Annotated in this window: 15 protein-coding genes, 1 pseudogene and 1 riboswitch; of the genes and pseudogenes, 6 read left to right on the top strand and 10 right to left on the bottom strand. The window is 42.7% G+C overall.

What is annotated here, in order from left to right:
• Positions 1 to 25 precede the first annotated feature (25 nt).
• Positions 26 to 622: a dephospho-CoA kinase gene (gene coaE / locus AC58UU_RS01220; RefSeq protein WP_497312248.1), complete on the top strand. Its 597-nt coding sequence runs from the start codon at positions 26 to 28 to the stop codon at positions 620 to 622.
• On the top strand, positions 619 to 1,191 hold the full coding sequence (locus tag AC58UU_RS01225; RefSeq protein WP_497312250.1) for a lytic transglycosylase domain-containing protein: 573 nt from the start codon (positions 619 to 621) through the stop codon (positions 1,189 to 1,191). Before coaE ends, AC58UU_RS01225 begins: the two co-directional genes overlap by 4 nt.
• Positions 1,192 to 1,297: 106 nt before the next feature.
• Here the strand turns inward: AC58UU_RS01225 and AC58UU_RS01230 are convergent, their stop codons facing one another.
• Positions 1,298 to 1,522: an alpha/beta-type small acid-soluble spore protein gene (locus AC58UU_RS01230; RefSeq protein ID WP_090817514.1), complete on the bottom strand. Its 225-nt coding sequence runs from the start codon at positions 1,520 to 1,522 to the stop codon at positions 1,298 to 1,300.
• A 108-nt stretch (positions 1,523 to 1,630) separates the two neighbouring features.
• Between AC58UU_RS01230 and nrdR the strand changes: the two genes are divergently transcribed.
• Positions 1,631 to 2,110 carry a transcriptional regulator NrdR gene (gene nrdR / locus AC58UU_RS01235; protein WP_029199331.1) on the top strand — a complete coding sequence of 160 codons (480 nt, stop codon included), beginning with the start codon at positions 1,631 to 1,633 and terminating at the stop codon, positions 2,108 to 2,110.
• Positions 2,111 to 2,274: 164 nt separating this feature from the next.
• On the opposite strand, the gene AC58UU_RS01240 is transcribed toward nrdR, so the two are convergent.
• The gene (locus tag AC58UU_RS01240) at positions 2,275 to 2,466 is read right to left on the bottom strand and encodes a hypothetical protein (RefSeq protein ID WP_171690126.1); all 192 of its coding nucleotides are present in this window, start codon (positions 2,464 to 2,466) and stop codon (positions 2,275 to 2,277) included.
• A 39-nt stretch (positions 2,467 to 2,505) separates the two neighbouring features.
• Positions 2,506 to 2,602, bottom strand: a riboswitch (cyclic di-GMP riboswitch).
• Positions 2,603 to 2,684: 82 nt separating this feature from the next.
• On the opposite strand from AC58UU_RS01240, the gene AC58UU_RS01245 reads away from it, so the two are divergent.
• A complete protein-coding gene (locus AC58UU_RS01245) occupies positions 2,685 to 2,858 on the top strand; it encodes a hypothetical protein (RefSeq protein ID WP_261301978.1) in 174 nt (57 codons plus the stop codon).
• 49 nt (positions 2,859 to 2,907) lie between these two features.
• Here the strand turns inward: AC58UU_RS01245 and htpG are convergent, their stop codons facing one another.
• The 6 genes from htpG to AC58UU_RS01275 form a co-directional block, all read right to left on the bottom strand.
• Entirely contained in the window at positions 2,908 to 4,788 is a 1,881-nt protein-coding gene (gene htpG, locus AC58UU_RS01250) for a molecular chaperone HtpG (protein WP_497312253.1), read from the bottom strand.
• 130 nt (positions 4,789 to 4,918) lie between these two features.
• Entirely contained in the window at positions 4,919 to 5,509 is a 591-nt protein-coding gene (locus tag AC58UU_RS01255; RefSeq protein WP_497312255.1) for a TetR/AcrR family transcriptional regulator, read from the bottom strand.
• 45 nt (positions 5,510 to 5,554) lie between these two features.
• Positions 5,555 to 6,631, bottom strand: a complete 1,077-nt coding sequence (locus tag AC58UU_RS01260) for an alpha/beta fold hydrolase (RefSeq protein WP_497312257.1) — start codon at positions 6,629 to 6,631, stop codon at positions 5,555 to 5,557.
• Between the two features lie 158 nt (positions 6,632 to 6,789).
• Entirely contained in the window at positions 6,790 to 7,149 is a 360-nt protein-coding gene (locus tag AC58UU_RS01265) for an MmcQ/YjbR family DNA-binding protein (RefSeq protein WP_497312259.1), read from the bottom strand.
• Positions 7,150 to 7,363: 214 nt separating this feature from the next.
• Positions 7,364 to 8,023 carry an NAD(P)H-binding protein gene (locus tag AC58UU_RS01270; RefSeq protein WP_497312261.1) on the bottom strand — a complete coding sequence of 220 codons (660 nt, stop codon included), beginning with the start codon at positions 8,021 to 8,023 and terminating at the stop codon, positions 7,364 to 7,366.
• A 13-nt stretch (positions 8,024 to 8,036) separates the two neighbouring features.
• Complete coding sequence (locus AC58UU_RS01275) at positions 8,037 to 8,393, bottom strand: winged helix-turn-helix transcriptional regulator (RefSeq protein WP_497312263.1); 357 nt, start codon at positions 8,391 to 8,393, stop codon at positions 8,037 to 8,039.
• 139 nt (positions 8,394 to 8,532) lie between these two features.
• On the opposite strand from AC58UU_RS01275, the gene AC58UU_RS01280 reads away from it, so the two are divergent.
• Positions 8,533 to 9,702 (top strand): MFS transporter, encoded by a 1,170-nt coding sequence (locus AC58UU_RS01280; RefSeq protein WP_497312265.1) that lies wholly within the window; start codon positions 8,533 to 8,535, stop codon positions 9,700 to 9,702.
• Positions 9,703 to 10,198: 496 nt separating this feature from the next.
• On the opposite strand, the gene AC58UU_RS01285 is transcribed toward AC58UU_RS01280, so the two are convergent.
• Both AC58UU_RS01285 and AC58UU_RS01290 read right to left on the bottom strand, forming a co-directional pair.
• Positions 10,199 to 10,921: a vWA domain-containing protein gene (locus AC58UU_RS01285; RefSeq protein ID WP_497313122.1), complete on the bottom strand. Its 723-nt coding sequence runs from the start codon at positions 10,919 to 10,921 to the stop codon at positions 10,199 to 10,201.
• A gap of 21 nt (positions 10,922 to 10,942) precedes the next feature.
• Positions 10,943 to 11,458 (bottom strand): annotated as a pseudogene (locus AC58UU_RS01290) (TerD family protein); the annotation flags it as partial.
• A 288-nt stretch (positions 11,459 to 11,746) separates the two neighbouring features.
• On the opposite strand from AC58UU_RS01290, the gene AC58UU_RS01295 reads away from it, so the two are divergent.
• Positions 11,747 to 12,838 carry a helix-turn-helix domain-containing protein gene (locus AC58UU_RS01295; RefSeq protein WP_497312267.1) on the top strand — a complete coding sequence of 364 codons (1,092 nt, stop codon included), beginning with the start codon at positions 11,747 to 11,749 and terminating at the stop codon, positions 12,836 to 12,838.
• Positions 12,839 to 12,873: the final 35 nt, after the last annotated feature.

Consider the following 12,873-nt stretch of genomic DNA (forward strand, 5'->3'; position numbering starts at 1 on the left):
CACGCAAACGAGGAGAGATTTGCCCATGAATATCGGGTTAACAGGAGGAATCGCTTGCGGCAAAAGCACGGTTAGCGCCATGCTGGTTAGCCGCGGCGCCCTATTAGTAGATGCGGATACCATAGCCCGCGATGTCGTCGAGCCCGGCAGCCCTGTTCTTGAACAGGTTGCTGCACATTTTGGACAAGCCGTTCTTCAGGCTGACGGCTCACTTCATCGCAAGAAGCTTGGCGAGATCATTTTTGGTAATACCGAGGCACGCAAGCAGCTGGAAAGTATTCTGCATCCGCCAATTCGTGCACAAATACGTGAACAGATGGAAGCCTATGAACGGCAATTTCCAGACAAGCTTGTTGTGGTCGACGTCCCGTTATTAATCGAATCTAATTTATCTTTCATGTTTCAAGAAGTTATGGTTGTTTATGTACCACGTCCAGTCCAGTTGGAGCGGCTTATAGAGCGAGATGGACTGGCGGAAAGTGCGGCGAATAATCGCATTGATGCTCAGATGTCCATTGAGGAGAAACGTAAATTCGCGGATGTTGTCATTGACAACAGTGGTACATGGGAAGAAACTAACGCTGAAGTGGAGCGGTTTTGGCTAGAGAAGGGGCTTTCATGACCTTTTTACGTAAAAAAAGAGTTTTTGCCCTGCTTCTTATCTTTTTTGTCTTGGTTCTCTTTATGAATAGTGATTTTATCGGAAGAAAGCTGTACCCGATCTACTTTGAGCAGGAAATTAGGCAGAGCGCGGCGAAACACAATATAGATCCATTTTTAATTGCTGCGATTATTAAGGTTGAGACGAATTACAAATATCATTTGGAGTCAAGAAAAGGCGCATTAGGCCTTATGCAGCTTATGCCAGACACAGCAGAGTGGATTGTAGAATCTACGAATTTAGGGCCTCATGTGCAGGAAGATTTATTAAAAGTGGACGTAAATATTAATCTTGGTTCTTGGTATTTGAGCTGGCTAAAGAAGCATTATAATGGTAATTTAATTTATGCGATTGCGGCTTATAATGCAGGTCAAGGGAATGTGAATAAATGGAAGCAAAATGACATTTGGGATGGTTCAGAAGAGCATATTAATCAAATTCCATTCGGAGAAACACGTCATTATGTACAGCGGGTGCTCTATTATTACGAAAAATACACGAAGCTTTATTCTCAGCAATGGGGTAAATAAGGATTAGGTTGCCTCTTCAAAAACAAAGAAGCATTGGACTAGCTCCTTTTGGGGGCTTAGAGTCCAATACTTCCTGTTTTTGAGCTTCAGTAGCTAGGATTCAAGATTACTTGAATTGACCAGCCAAGGATTGCTCAGCGATTTGTACCAGTCGACGAGTGATGTTACCACCAATAGAACCAGCATCACGAGTAGCCATATTGCCCATATATCCATCTTGAGGGATGGCGATACCTAGCTCTTGAGCTACTTCGTATTTCAACTGATCCAACGCTGCGTTAGCTTGAGGAACGACTAATGTATTGCTGCTGCGGGATTGTCCTGCGCCCATGTCTGTTCACCTCCTTGTCGTTTGGTAATAGTATTGTGTGCATATCTCTCAAGTTCATGACATGTAACATATGGTAATAGATCAAAGAAGAGAAAGGAGAGATAGCGAATGAAGTGTCCGTTCTGTGACTATTCCGGTACGAAAGTTCTTGATTCACGTTCAGCCAATGAAAACAAATCAATTCGTCGTCGTCGTGAATGTGAGAAATGCGCGAGAAGATTCACCACATTTGAGATGGTGGAAGAAACGCCGTTAATCGTGATTAAGAAAGATGGAAGTAGGGAAGAATTTAGTCGAGAGAAAATATTAAGGGGCTTGATTCGAGCTTGTGAGAAGCGCCCGGTATCGATGGAGAGGCTTGAGATGATGGTATCTGAAGTGGAAATGCAGCTTCGCACCACAGCTCATGCTGAAGTGGATAGTTTAAGCATTGGCGAAATCGTCATGGAACAGCTGTACCCCGTCGATGAAGTGGCGTACATTCGCTTTGCCTCCGTATACCGACAGTTTAAGGACATTAATATGTTCCTGAAGGAGTTAACGCAAATATTGGGAAAGCATGACACCGGACTTCTCCGGGATAAATAATAACTAAATATGACAAAAAATAAGAAAAAGACAGCGGGATTCCCGTTGTCTTTTCTCATTTTTTCCCATGATATCAACAATCGTGCGATTAAAATTTATTTGAAAAAAGTAAATCTTTAGACATCAACCGACTGTATTTTTGTATGCTTTCGTGCATAATTCCTTTATTGAGTGCGTTTGTCCAGTTCACTTCTGAGAAAATGAATAAACCGAATAGCTTCATCTTGGGTTAAAACGTTGTTATCAAACTTAAAGGAGAACATGTCCAAAAGATCATTTTCTGGAAGGTGCAAGTTATCAATCAATTGCTGTACATCCAAACTCATTTTACCATCCACCGTAATTTTTCCCATCATTTTTTTTTCCTCCTAGTCTTTCTACATGAATCGGACGGAGGCGGTAGCTGGCTGACATTTTGGACATTCATCGAATGCCATTTTAGTCCCTTTAGCTTTGCGTCGCCACTTTTCAGTGGTTTTGCCTTTATCGACCGATTTATGTTTGTAAGAAAACTATATCATATTTACGGATTGAGTTTCCATTAATTACATTATTCGAAGGATGGTTGAAGCATATGTCCGTCAAGTCCAATCAAATTCCAAGCATTTCTTATGAATTAGATATCGTAAAAGTTGCTAGCTCTCTCGGAATTGATCAAGATCGCTTATTGGCTTATGTGTATGCAAACTCGGATTCGAAGAAACAATATGAGGTAAAGGAAACCTTTCCCGACTATAAGAGTGGTTGATCCTATAAAAAAAGCACTACAACGTAATAGTTGTAGTGCTTTAATCATATTAAACCATGATTTTGCAGATATCGTTCGTGAATTCAACCGGATCTTGAAGAGGCAATCCTTCAATTAAGAGCGCTTGATTGTAGAGCAGGGCCGTATAAAGATTCAGCTTCTCTTTGTCTTTGTCAAAAGCGTCTTTTAAGGAAGCGAATACTTCGTGATTGACGTTGATTTCCAATACCTTCTCAGCCTTCACGTTAGGATTATTCGGCATCGCATTTAAGATTTTTTCCATTTCGATCGTCACATCGCCGTCTGTCGATAAGCACACAGGGTGCTTTTTAAGACGCTTGGATGCTTTTACATTTGTAACCTTGCCTAACAACAAGTCTTTCATATAATCGAAAAGCTCTTTGTTGTCATTTTTTTCAGCATCGGTTTCCGTTTGGTTGTCATCCACTTCAATACCAAGATCGCCGCTTGAAACGGATTTAAATTCTTTTTCTTTGTAGGTCATGATCATTTTAATCGCGAATTCATCGATATCATCAGTGAAATACAAAATTTCATAGCCTTTATCTGTGACGAGCTCTGTTTGTGGAAGCTTATCGATTCTTTCCATCGATTCTCCAGAAGCGTAGTAAATGTACTTCTGATCTTCCGGCATTCTTGCCACGTATTCGTCCAACGTAACCAGCTTTTTCTCCTTGGAGGAGTGGAACATCAATAGATCCTGCAGGACGTCCTTATGGCTTCCGTAATCGCTGTAGACACCGAATTTGAGCTGTCGGCCGAAGGATTTGTAGAATTGCTCATATTTCTCTCTTTCGTCCTTCAGCAGGCTTTGCAGCTGGCCTTTGATCTTGCTTGAAATGTTTTTGGCAATCAGCTTCAATTGACGGTCATGCTGCAGCATTTCTCTGGAAATATTGAGCGATAGGCTTTCTGAATCAACCATACCTTTAACGAAGCTGAAATAGTCAGGAAGCAGGTCCGCACATTTGTTCATGATCAATACGCCATTGGCGTAGAGCTCCAAGCCCTTTTCATACTCTTTGGAATAAAAGTCAAAAGGAATATTTTCAGGGATAAAGAGGATAGCTTGATAGACCACAGCGCCATCTGCGCTAACGTGAATATGTTTGAGCGGCTTGTCGAAGCCGTAATGTTTCTCGTGATAGAACTTCTCGTAATCTTCCGGAGTCAATTCACTTTTGTTTTTTCTCCAGATGGGAACCATGCTGTTGACATGCTGCTCTTCTTGGTAATCCTCGAAGTCGCTTTCGCTGCCTTCTTTCAGCCTTTTTCCGGTAATGTCCATTTTAATAGGGTAACGAATGAAATCGGAGTACTTTTTAATAATCGCTTTTAAACGATACTCGTCTAAAAACTCATCGAAGTTCTCATCTTCCGTATTATCCTTAATTTTCAGGATGATCTCCGTGCCTACTGCGTCTTTCTCCGCCGTTTCGATCGTGTAGCCATCAGCGCCTGTGGACTCCCACTTGTAAGCAACATCGCTGCCTAAAGCTCTGCTAATTACGGTTACGACATCAGCAACCATAAACGCTGAATAGAAGCCAACACCGAACTGGCCGATGATATTGTGACCGTCTTTTGCTTCATTTTCTTTTTTGAAGGCCAAAGATCCGCTCTTCGCAATGATCCCCAGGTTATTCTCCAAATCTTCCTTCGTCATACCAATACCAGTATCACGCAGTGTGAGTGTGCGATTCGTTTTGTCGGCAATGACTTTAATGAAATAACTATCTTTGTCAAAAACCAACGTGTCATCGGTTAAAGCTTTGTAGTAAATTTTGTCGATAGCATCGCTGGCATTGGAGATAAGCTCTCTTAGAAATATCTCTCTTTGCGTATAAATCGAATTGATCATCATTTCCAATAAGCGTTTGGATTCAGCTTGAAACTGTTTCTTTTCCAATGGGAGATCTCCTTTCAAATATGTAGAAATTAGTCAGAGATGATTATTAGCACTCTCAGTCTTCGAGTGCCATCCCTATCTTTATAACATTCCTCTTTTTCAATGTCAATTGGTATGGCAAAGAGGAGCTTTATTTCGTAATAATCCGCATAAGAATATCCACGCTTGGAAACCCATATTCTTCATATTCTTGTTCTTGCATAATCAGACTATTGATGATGTTAAAATACCATGATAACAGTTCCCGGGGATCACCTTCAGAGAATTCTCCAGCTTGCTGCCCTTTGATAAAAATAGGGACTAGCTGATCAATAAGAACTTTCGGGGAATGCTGTTCAAGGGCTTGCTTAACCTCTTCGGGTACATCATCCGTTTTTCGTGCTTGTTGAATAAGCATGAAAGCATGCTTATTGTCTTCATCCAACATTCCTTGAGTCAACGCTTTAATTTGTTCCACGGGAGTGCCAGGTATTTGAGCAATGTAAGCAATTTCCTTGCCTGCTTCTTCCATAAGTTCTTGAACGAGAGAAGTGAATAGCGAGTCCTTGGAGCTATAGTAACGGTAGAAGAGGCCTTGACTGATGCCAGCTTCTGCCGCGATCATGCTCATTTTAGTTCCTGCGATTCCATGGTGGGCAAATACGGTAAGAGCGGCTTTCTTAATTTGTTCTCTGCGATCATCACGAATCTGAGTCAATTGTTGTTCATTTAATGGGGACAATGGTCGTCAATCTCCGATCTGCATAATGTCATTTCATTAAACCTATTATATAGGCTTCTCAAGTTGAAGTGAAACATCATCCTTCTTGCTTGCCGAGTCTATAAGCGGACTAATCCTCCTCCTAAGTTCATCTAGAAATTGCTCTGACCGAGCAAAAGCAGCGAGATGGCCAGCATTATGCATAAGAACCATTTCTTTGTGAGGAGCTCTAATATCATCGAAATAGGCTTGGGCTAGTGCAGTTGGTGTTATGGCGTCAGTATCACCTTGGAAGATGAAGAATGGTATGTCAAATTCCAACCCGAGGTTGCGGACGTCAAAGGCCATGAGTTCATCAAAAAGTAAGTCCAAGGAGAAGTTCATGCCTTTGAAAATATCTATAATATCACGTACGGTGTGGCCCGGCGACGACAGAATAGCAGGCAGCATGATGTCCATAATCATATTAGGAACCGTAGTAATAGATTTAATGATCCACTTGTTCCTTTCATCGAAGTCCTTGCGGCTCCACTTCGAGGAATCGGGACCAATTCTCTCGATCGCCAGCAAGCCCTTAATGTTCCCCGCAGCGCGAAGTCCTTCCAGTGTCATCTGATACGACAGATGATCCGGATCTGGGCCGACGTTCTGATCAGTCCCGACATAGGCATGGAAGAGGTCTGGTCGGCGCTTAACCATCATGACACCTATACAGCTACCTACAGAGCTGCCAACAAGAATAATTTTTTCTTGATTGAGATACTTGCATAGGAATTCGGCAACCTCGAGCCCATCACGTGCGAGGCTGTCAAAAGTAATTTCTCCACTCCCATTCACACCATTCCTGCGGAATGTCTTACCTGCACCGCGCTGGTCCCATTGGACGACGGTAAAGTGCTTCTCCCATGAACGCAGCAATGGAGTGAAGACGGTATAAGTTGATGCGGGACCGCCATGTATGAAGAACAGGACGGGCTTACTGCGATCTTCGCCGCGAATGGTGATCCATTGATCAATGCCGCCAATTTGAACGAATCGTTCCTGGGCGATGCCATTTGGCGCATGGAAGATAAGCCTCTTAGCATTTTTACGCTGATTTGGCTTTCTTAGGAGCAGATCCCAAACTAAATGTTTTTTATTCATTCGTGCACCTCGCTCTTTATTTTTAAATGAACAATTCATTCATCGATAAATCATATGTGTAGCTTAAATCATTTTCAATTCGCAGTCAATAGGCTATTGACTATGCAAACAATAAAAAACGCTTGGGAACCCAAGCGTTAAGCAGCTGTTTATGTAAGTTAATCTTGTTTTAACTCTTGCTCTTTTTCATTAAAAGCTTTAACGACTTTCTTAGGGGCTACAAGGCTCCAAGCCAGCGTAAGCATATTACGACATTCCTCAGGATCGACACGATCCATTCGAATAATCATGAACGCTAAGTTTTGGAAGCTGTCTGGTAACTGATAAACATCAGGATCCATCGCGGTATAAGCCGCTCGATCCTCTTTGGTCGTTTTAATCACGAGTGAGACACCATCAGGTTGGATAACCGCATAAATTTTGCTGCGTATACGAAAGGAAGGTTTTTCCCAATGGTCATGTTCTTCCGTTTCAGGTAAAGACAGCACGTTGCTTCTAATTTCATCAGCGGTAATCATGATCTTCTCCTCTCGTGATCATATTTGAAATTTAACAACGAAAGGGGCTGTCCCGAAAGGATATATATTCACTTAGGGGCACAATTCCAAGGGAAAGTCACCCGGCCGCTAGTTTAGCGGAACGTCGATTCTTTATTTTGGGAAATCTACGCTAGAAATCGAATGAGAGGAACGACAGCTCCACGTTTATGTGATATTCATCTTTGCCAATTTCTCAAATGAGATTGATATCACGGCCCTCAATGATTGATTTTGGATAACCTTGCTTGGCAATTTTGATCATTGCGCGTCCGATCTTTTCTGAAGTCGTAATCGAATTCGGGAACCATTTTTCTAACAAAGGGTAGAGAGGTTTCGATATGGTGTAAATGCTCTGGTACAGTTTAGTCTTGGACTTGACGCCGTGCAATGGAAGAATACCTCCTGGACGGAACATGTAAGCCGCCTTAAAAGGAAGTTTAAGCAAATCATTCTCCGTTTTTCCCTTCACCCGTGCCCACATACTGCGGCCATTTTCCGTACTATCGGTTCCCATTCCTGTTACATAGAAGAACGACATGTTAGGGTTCAATCTTACTAATGTCTCAGCAACATGCATGGTAATATCATAGGTTATTGCCCGATAGCGGTCTTCGCTCATACCCGCGGAAGAGACACCAAGGCAGAAAAAACAAGCATCGAAGCCCGACAGTTTATGCTCAATGTCAGTTAGATCCAGAAGATTAGCTTGTACCTGTTCATGCAATTTGGAATGATTCTGACCGGTGGTGTTTCTACCTACGGCTAGCACGCTATGAACTTGAGGATCGAGAAGGCATTCCCGCAGCACGCTCTGTCCAACCATGCCCGTAGCTCCGAAAAGAAGGACGTTCAATCTATCACACCTTTCACTTCAATTGTATCGAATTTGGGTTAATGTTATTGCTTTCCCATCTCTTGGCCCATTTATCCATTTCTTTGAGAGCAGTCTGAAAATCAATTCCTTTTTCCGTCAATGAATATTCTACCATGATGGGTACAGTAGGAGTTACTTGACGTAGAACAATCCCGTTCTGCTCTAAATGCCGCAGCACATCCGTTAAGGATTGTGTCTTCACGATCACTAAATCTCTATGAAGCTGTTTAAATCGTTTCGTGCCTTTAGATAGCTCCGCGATCACAAGGAACGCCCATTTCGCACCAAGTATGGTCAATACGGAACAGATGTTAGAGAAGTCATGCACTTCTTCTTGTGGAGGTTCCATGTGTCTTCACCTTCTTACTTATAGTTAGTTAGTCAAAATACTTGGATAATGTCCAAATACTTTGCCTTCTTACATTATTTTCGTAACCTTATTATACTTCAATAAAACGATCAAGGAATAGAAGAAAGGAATGAATCGAATGAATCGACTGTCTATCTACATCCTTGCCCTAGGGGTATTTCTAACGGCGACCTCCGAGCTCGTTGTTGCCGGAATCCTTCATGTCATCGCTGAAGATTTAAACATTTCTATCGCTCTTGCGGGGCAGCTAATTACAGCCTATTCTCTAGCGTTTGCGATTGGAACCCCCATTGTGGTGTCACTTACTTCACGGATGGGGCGCAGGAAAGTGCTGCTAGGCTCACTGGCTGTATTTATCTTGGGTTGCCTGGCTTCTTTTGGGAGTTCAGAGATTTCGGTCTTAATGGTTTCTCGTATTATTCTTGGGGTAAGCGCAGGCGTTTATCTTGTCGTAGTGTTTGGAGCGGTCGCCAAATTAGTGCCTGCTGAGAAACTCGGAAGTGCGATCGGCACAATCGTTCTTGGGTTTAGCAGCGCTATGATCTTAGGGGTCCCGATTGGAATTGCCATTACCAACTGGTGGAGTTGGCAAGCCATTTTCATTATTCTAGGCTTATTCAGCCTGGTCATTACATTCGTAATCTTCCGCCTTCTTCCAGAGATCGAGGGGGATGCACCGGTTCCATTCAAGCAACAATTTAAAGTGTTGGGTAGTCTCGTTATCGTCAGCGGTTTGTTCCTCACCTTTTTTAGGGAATCGGGTAATTCGATTTTATTTACGTATCTAACGCCATTTATACAAGACGTTCTACATTTGAAGGCCTCCAATATAAGCATCGTCATGTTTGTATTCGGTATTTTTGGAGCTATCGGTTCTCGTTTAGGCGGTTATGGTGTTGATAGATGGGGAGCGGCTCGCGTCATTACACTGAGTATAATCGTTCATGTAGCAGTTCTAGCCCTACTGCCTCTTTTTGTAAAATCATTAGTTATCAGTTTAATGTTAATCGCCCTTATGGTGTTCTCCATGTTCGTGACCGGTCCAGCTATCCAAACGTATTTTATTCAACAAGCGCCGCTGTCATCCAATCTCGTTCTCAGTTTGAATACATCAATCATTCATTTGGGATTAGCAGTGGGAGCTGGAGCGGGGGGAGTTATGGCGAACGCGACTTCGACTGTCTACTATCATCCATGGATGGCAAGCATCATTGTAGCGCTCGGGTTAGCGGCTGCCTTCATCAGTTTTAGGGTGGGGCAGAAGATTCACAGTTATAGTCCCAATTGATCCGTACCCTCTTGCTCTCCAAACGTGTCTTAACAATTTACGCAATGCTTGTTAAATATCTAACGGGAATCTAATAGTAATTAAACATTTCATCCAGAAGACATTTAACATGTTCCGTATAAGATTGAATTCATGAATCTATTTTAGGCATATGAGGAGAATTCAATTGAAACGAACCGTGAATTCATTCCGAATGTCTTTACAAAGCAAACTGGTTATTTCATTCGCAGCTATTAAGGGGCTGTCCCAAATGGGCTATAAACTTGAGGGGTATCTAGCTTAAGGATGGTTACACGTATCCATAAGGACTTCCGCCAATAGGGGAAGCTCCTTTTTGGTCATCGTTGTTCTTAACGGAACGACAAGCCGCTAAAGTGGCTGAAATGAGCTAAACATTGAACTAGCGGGAAGCCTACCATAGATAGATGGATGCATATATCCATTAAGAAGCTGTCCCTCTAATTTATTTTTCACTCTTGGGACAGCCCCTTGTGTTTTAAACCCGAATAATTCTTTTGGCCGTTGCCTCTTTAAGCCATAACGGGAATTCATTCAAAAGAAGATTATATAGCGTTTCATCGGAAATCGAAGCAATATCTTCAATGTGAATAAAATTAGCGTTATCTACGATTCGTCCTTCCATCGTGTCCAACTGCTTCAGTACATCAAAATCAGAATCGCCAATGCCTACAAATTGCCAAAAAATCGGTTGTACAGCAGATTCGGTGATGACTTTCTTGATGGGTTTTACGACTCCACCGTCATTGATGAATACCATAAATACGGGGATGGAGGAGTCTTCTTCAACCGTATATTTACGAATCACGTCCTGCATGACGGGCGGCTCATTATTTCGGCCAAACTTATGTATCGTCTTGTTATTCATAATTTGCTTCTGCACATAGTGCTCGAAATCATCCTCCGTAGCGGAAGGCAACCTGCTGAATTCATTGTCGTAGATCCAAACGTCTAGCGTCGCATTATCATCAAACTTACAAGCGACAGCCAGTATGCGCTCAACCACTTCCTGAACCGTTCCGTTCTTATACAACGTCTGCATCGATCCTGAGATATCGAGAACTAAGCCTACTATGGCGGTAAAGTTGGTCAACTTCTTCTTTTCCAATGTGATCTGAACGATTTTCTTGCGTAAATCGATAGATGTTAAGATCGTTTTCTCCGCTGTTGCAGCAACTTCTTGTTCGACTTCCTCTGCGATCTCAAGTCCGAAATTCGTGCATAATGCCTCTAATCCTCCATAAAATCCGCTTCCAATTGCGTTGAATTTCCATTCCCCATTGTGCCTATATAACTCGCCGACTACAATTGCTGTCTCCTTGGAAAGATCTGAACCATATTCAAACAGGAATATTTCTTCACCATTATCGGCATTAACGAGTCGTAAATAGGAGTTCGATATATCCTTCATCATATGTCCATGCTTCTCGCCCTCGTGAATCGTTAGGGTAAAAGCCATTTTCGCAACGCTACTCGGGAGCTTGGATAAAGAGATGCTGATTGATTCCTTGTCTATGCCATCTAATTGTTTATGATTCACTGCTCCGCTCTGTGCAGACGAATTACCGTAAAATATAAAATCCTCATCCCGTTCGCATCGGTTATTATCCGATAACATAAAACAGGCAGCGTCAATGTTCATTGCGTCAACTGACGATGACCACCCGAATTGCAGGCTAAGATTAGACAGATTTGTTCCTTTTGTGATATCAATTTTTTGTCCTTTCAACAGTAACATATGTTCATCTCCTCAAATCATGACCTTTAGATAAGCTGTCATTCAAGCATGATATATATTTTCGACAATTTGCTACCGTTTACCTCTTAATATCCTGCGTTAACACAGATTTGACATCAACTACCAGTCGATGCAAGCGTGCTCAGTTCTTTAATTTTTGGACATTTTATTGAAATGCGGTGCTATTTTCGGTTCTGATTCACACCTATAATAATTTGTAGATCGTATTTGTAAGCGCTTCACAACTGAAATAATAATACCGGATCGCACCGGAGAAGGGGGAATTTCATGCAAGCCAGCAAGTTGACCATAACGGGACAAACTGTCGTACCGCCCAAAGATGCAAGGCGCGGTTTTTGGCGGACGATTGCAAAGTATCGCTGGCTTTACATACTTACAGTGCCGGGGCTGCTCTATTATCTGGTGTTTCATTACGCGCCGATGGTCGGCTTAGTTATTGCTTTCAAGGACTACAACCTGATCAAAGGCTTCTGGGGTAGCGACTGGATAGGGCTGGACAATTTTCGTAAAATTTTTAACACGCCTGAATTTCCCCTACTGCTCAAAAACACGGTATTGTTAAGCACTTACCGGATTTTATTCAATATGTTTCCAGACGTTATCCTTGCACTACTACTGAACGAGGTACGGGTCAATTGGTTCAAACGGATCGTCCAGACAATCACATATGGTCCGCACTTCTTGTCGTGGATTATCGTCTACGGCCTTGTGTTCTCGTTCTTTGCGCCAGGATCAGGTTTGGTGACGACACTTTTTCGTGATATGGGCTGGGGCAGTATCGACGTCATGACGAATTCCAATGCGTTCCGGCCGATGCTGTTGATAACGGACATCTGGAAAAACACGGGCTTCGGGGCGATCATTTATTTGGCAGCCTTGTCATCGATCAATCCAGAGCTGTACGAGGCGGCTGTTATGGATGGAGCAGGCAGAGGGCGTCAAATGTGGCATGTTACACTCCCCGGCATCCGTGATGTGTTCATGCTGATGATCATTTTGCGAATCGGACATATTCTGGATGCAGGCTTCGATCAGGTGTACATTTTTCTCAACGCCAGGGTGTACGACGTTGGTGACATTCTTGATACCTGGATATTCCGGCGAGGCATTGAGCAGCTGGATTTCAGCGTCCCAACCGCAATGGGCGTGGGGCAATTGTTCAAGCAAGAAACGGGTGAGCATTTTACCGATTATTTAAACCGGTACCGAATGAAGAAGGCCGAAGAACTACTGACGCAGACAACGATGAAAATATATGAGGTGGCGGAGGCTGTTGGCGTAGACAATTATCGTTATTTTTGCAAGTTGTTCAAAGCTTATACCGGGTTTACGCCGACAGAATATAAAAAAAACCAATAGATAGGAGACCACTTTGACATGATCGCCAGTTACGG

The organism is Paenibacillus sp. JT22N1, from assembly GCF_059692155.1.

Excerpts from the sequence above, each read along its gene's own strand:
- coaE (WP_497312248.1), top strand. The coding sequence starts at position 26 with ATGAATATCGGGTTAACAGGAGGAATCGCTTGCGGCAAAAGCACGGTT.
- AC58UU_RS01225 (WP_497312250.1), top strand. The coding sequence starts at position 619 with ATGACCTTTTTACGTAAAAAAAGAGTTTTTGCCCTGCTTCTTATCTTT.
- AC58UU_RS01230 (WP_090817514.1), bottom strand. The coding sequence starts at position 1,522 with ATGGGCGCAGGACAATCCCGCAGCAGCAATACATTAGTCGTTCCTCAA.
- nrdR (WP_029199331.1), top strand. The coding sequence starts at position 1,631 with ATGAAGTGTCCGTTCTGTGACTATTCCGGTACGAAAGTTCTTGATTCA.
- AC58UU_RS01240 (WP_171690126.1), bottom strand. The coding sequence starts at position 2,466 with ATGATGGGAAAAATTACGGTGGATGGTAAAATGAGTTTGGATGTACAG.
- AC58UU_RS01245 (WP_261301978.1), top strand. The coding sequence starts at position 2,685 with ATGTCCGTCAAGTCCAATCAAATTCCAAGCATTTCTTATGAATTAGAT.
- AC58UU_RS01260 (WP_497312257.1), bottom strand. The coding sequence starts at position 6,631 with ATGAATAAAAAACATTTAGTTTGGGATCTGCTCCTAAGAAAGCCAAAT.
- AC58UU_RS01265 (WP_497312259.1), bottom strand. The coding sequence starts at position 7,149 with ATGATTACCGCTGATGAAATTAGAAGCAACGTGCTGTCTTTACCTGAA.
- AC58UU_RS01275 (WP_497312263.1), bottom strand. The coding sequence starts at position 8,393 with ATGGAACCTCCACAAGAAGAAGTGCATGACTTCTCTAACATCTGTTCC.
- AC58UU_RS01280 (WP_497312265.1), top strand. The coding sequence starts at position 8,533 with ATGAATCGACTGTCTATCTACATCCTTGCCCTAGGGGTATTTCTAACG.
- AC58UU_RS01295 (WP_497312267.1), top strand. The coding sequence starts at position 11,747 with ATGCAAGCCAGCAAGTTGACCATAACGGGACAAACTGTCGTACCGCCC.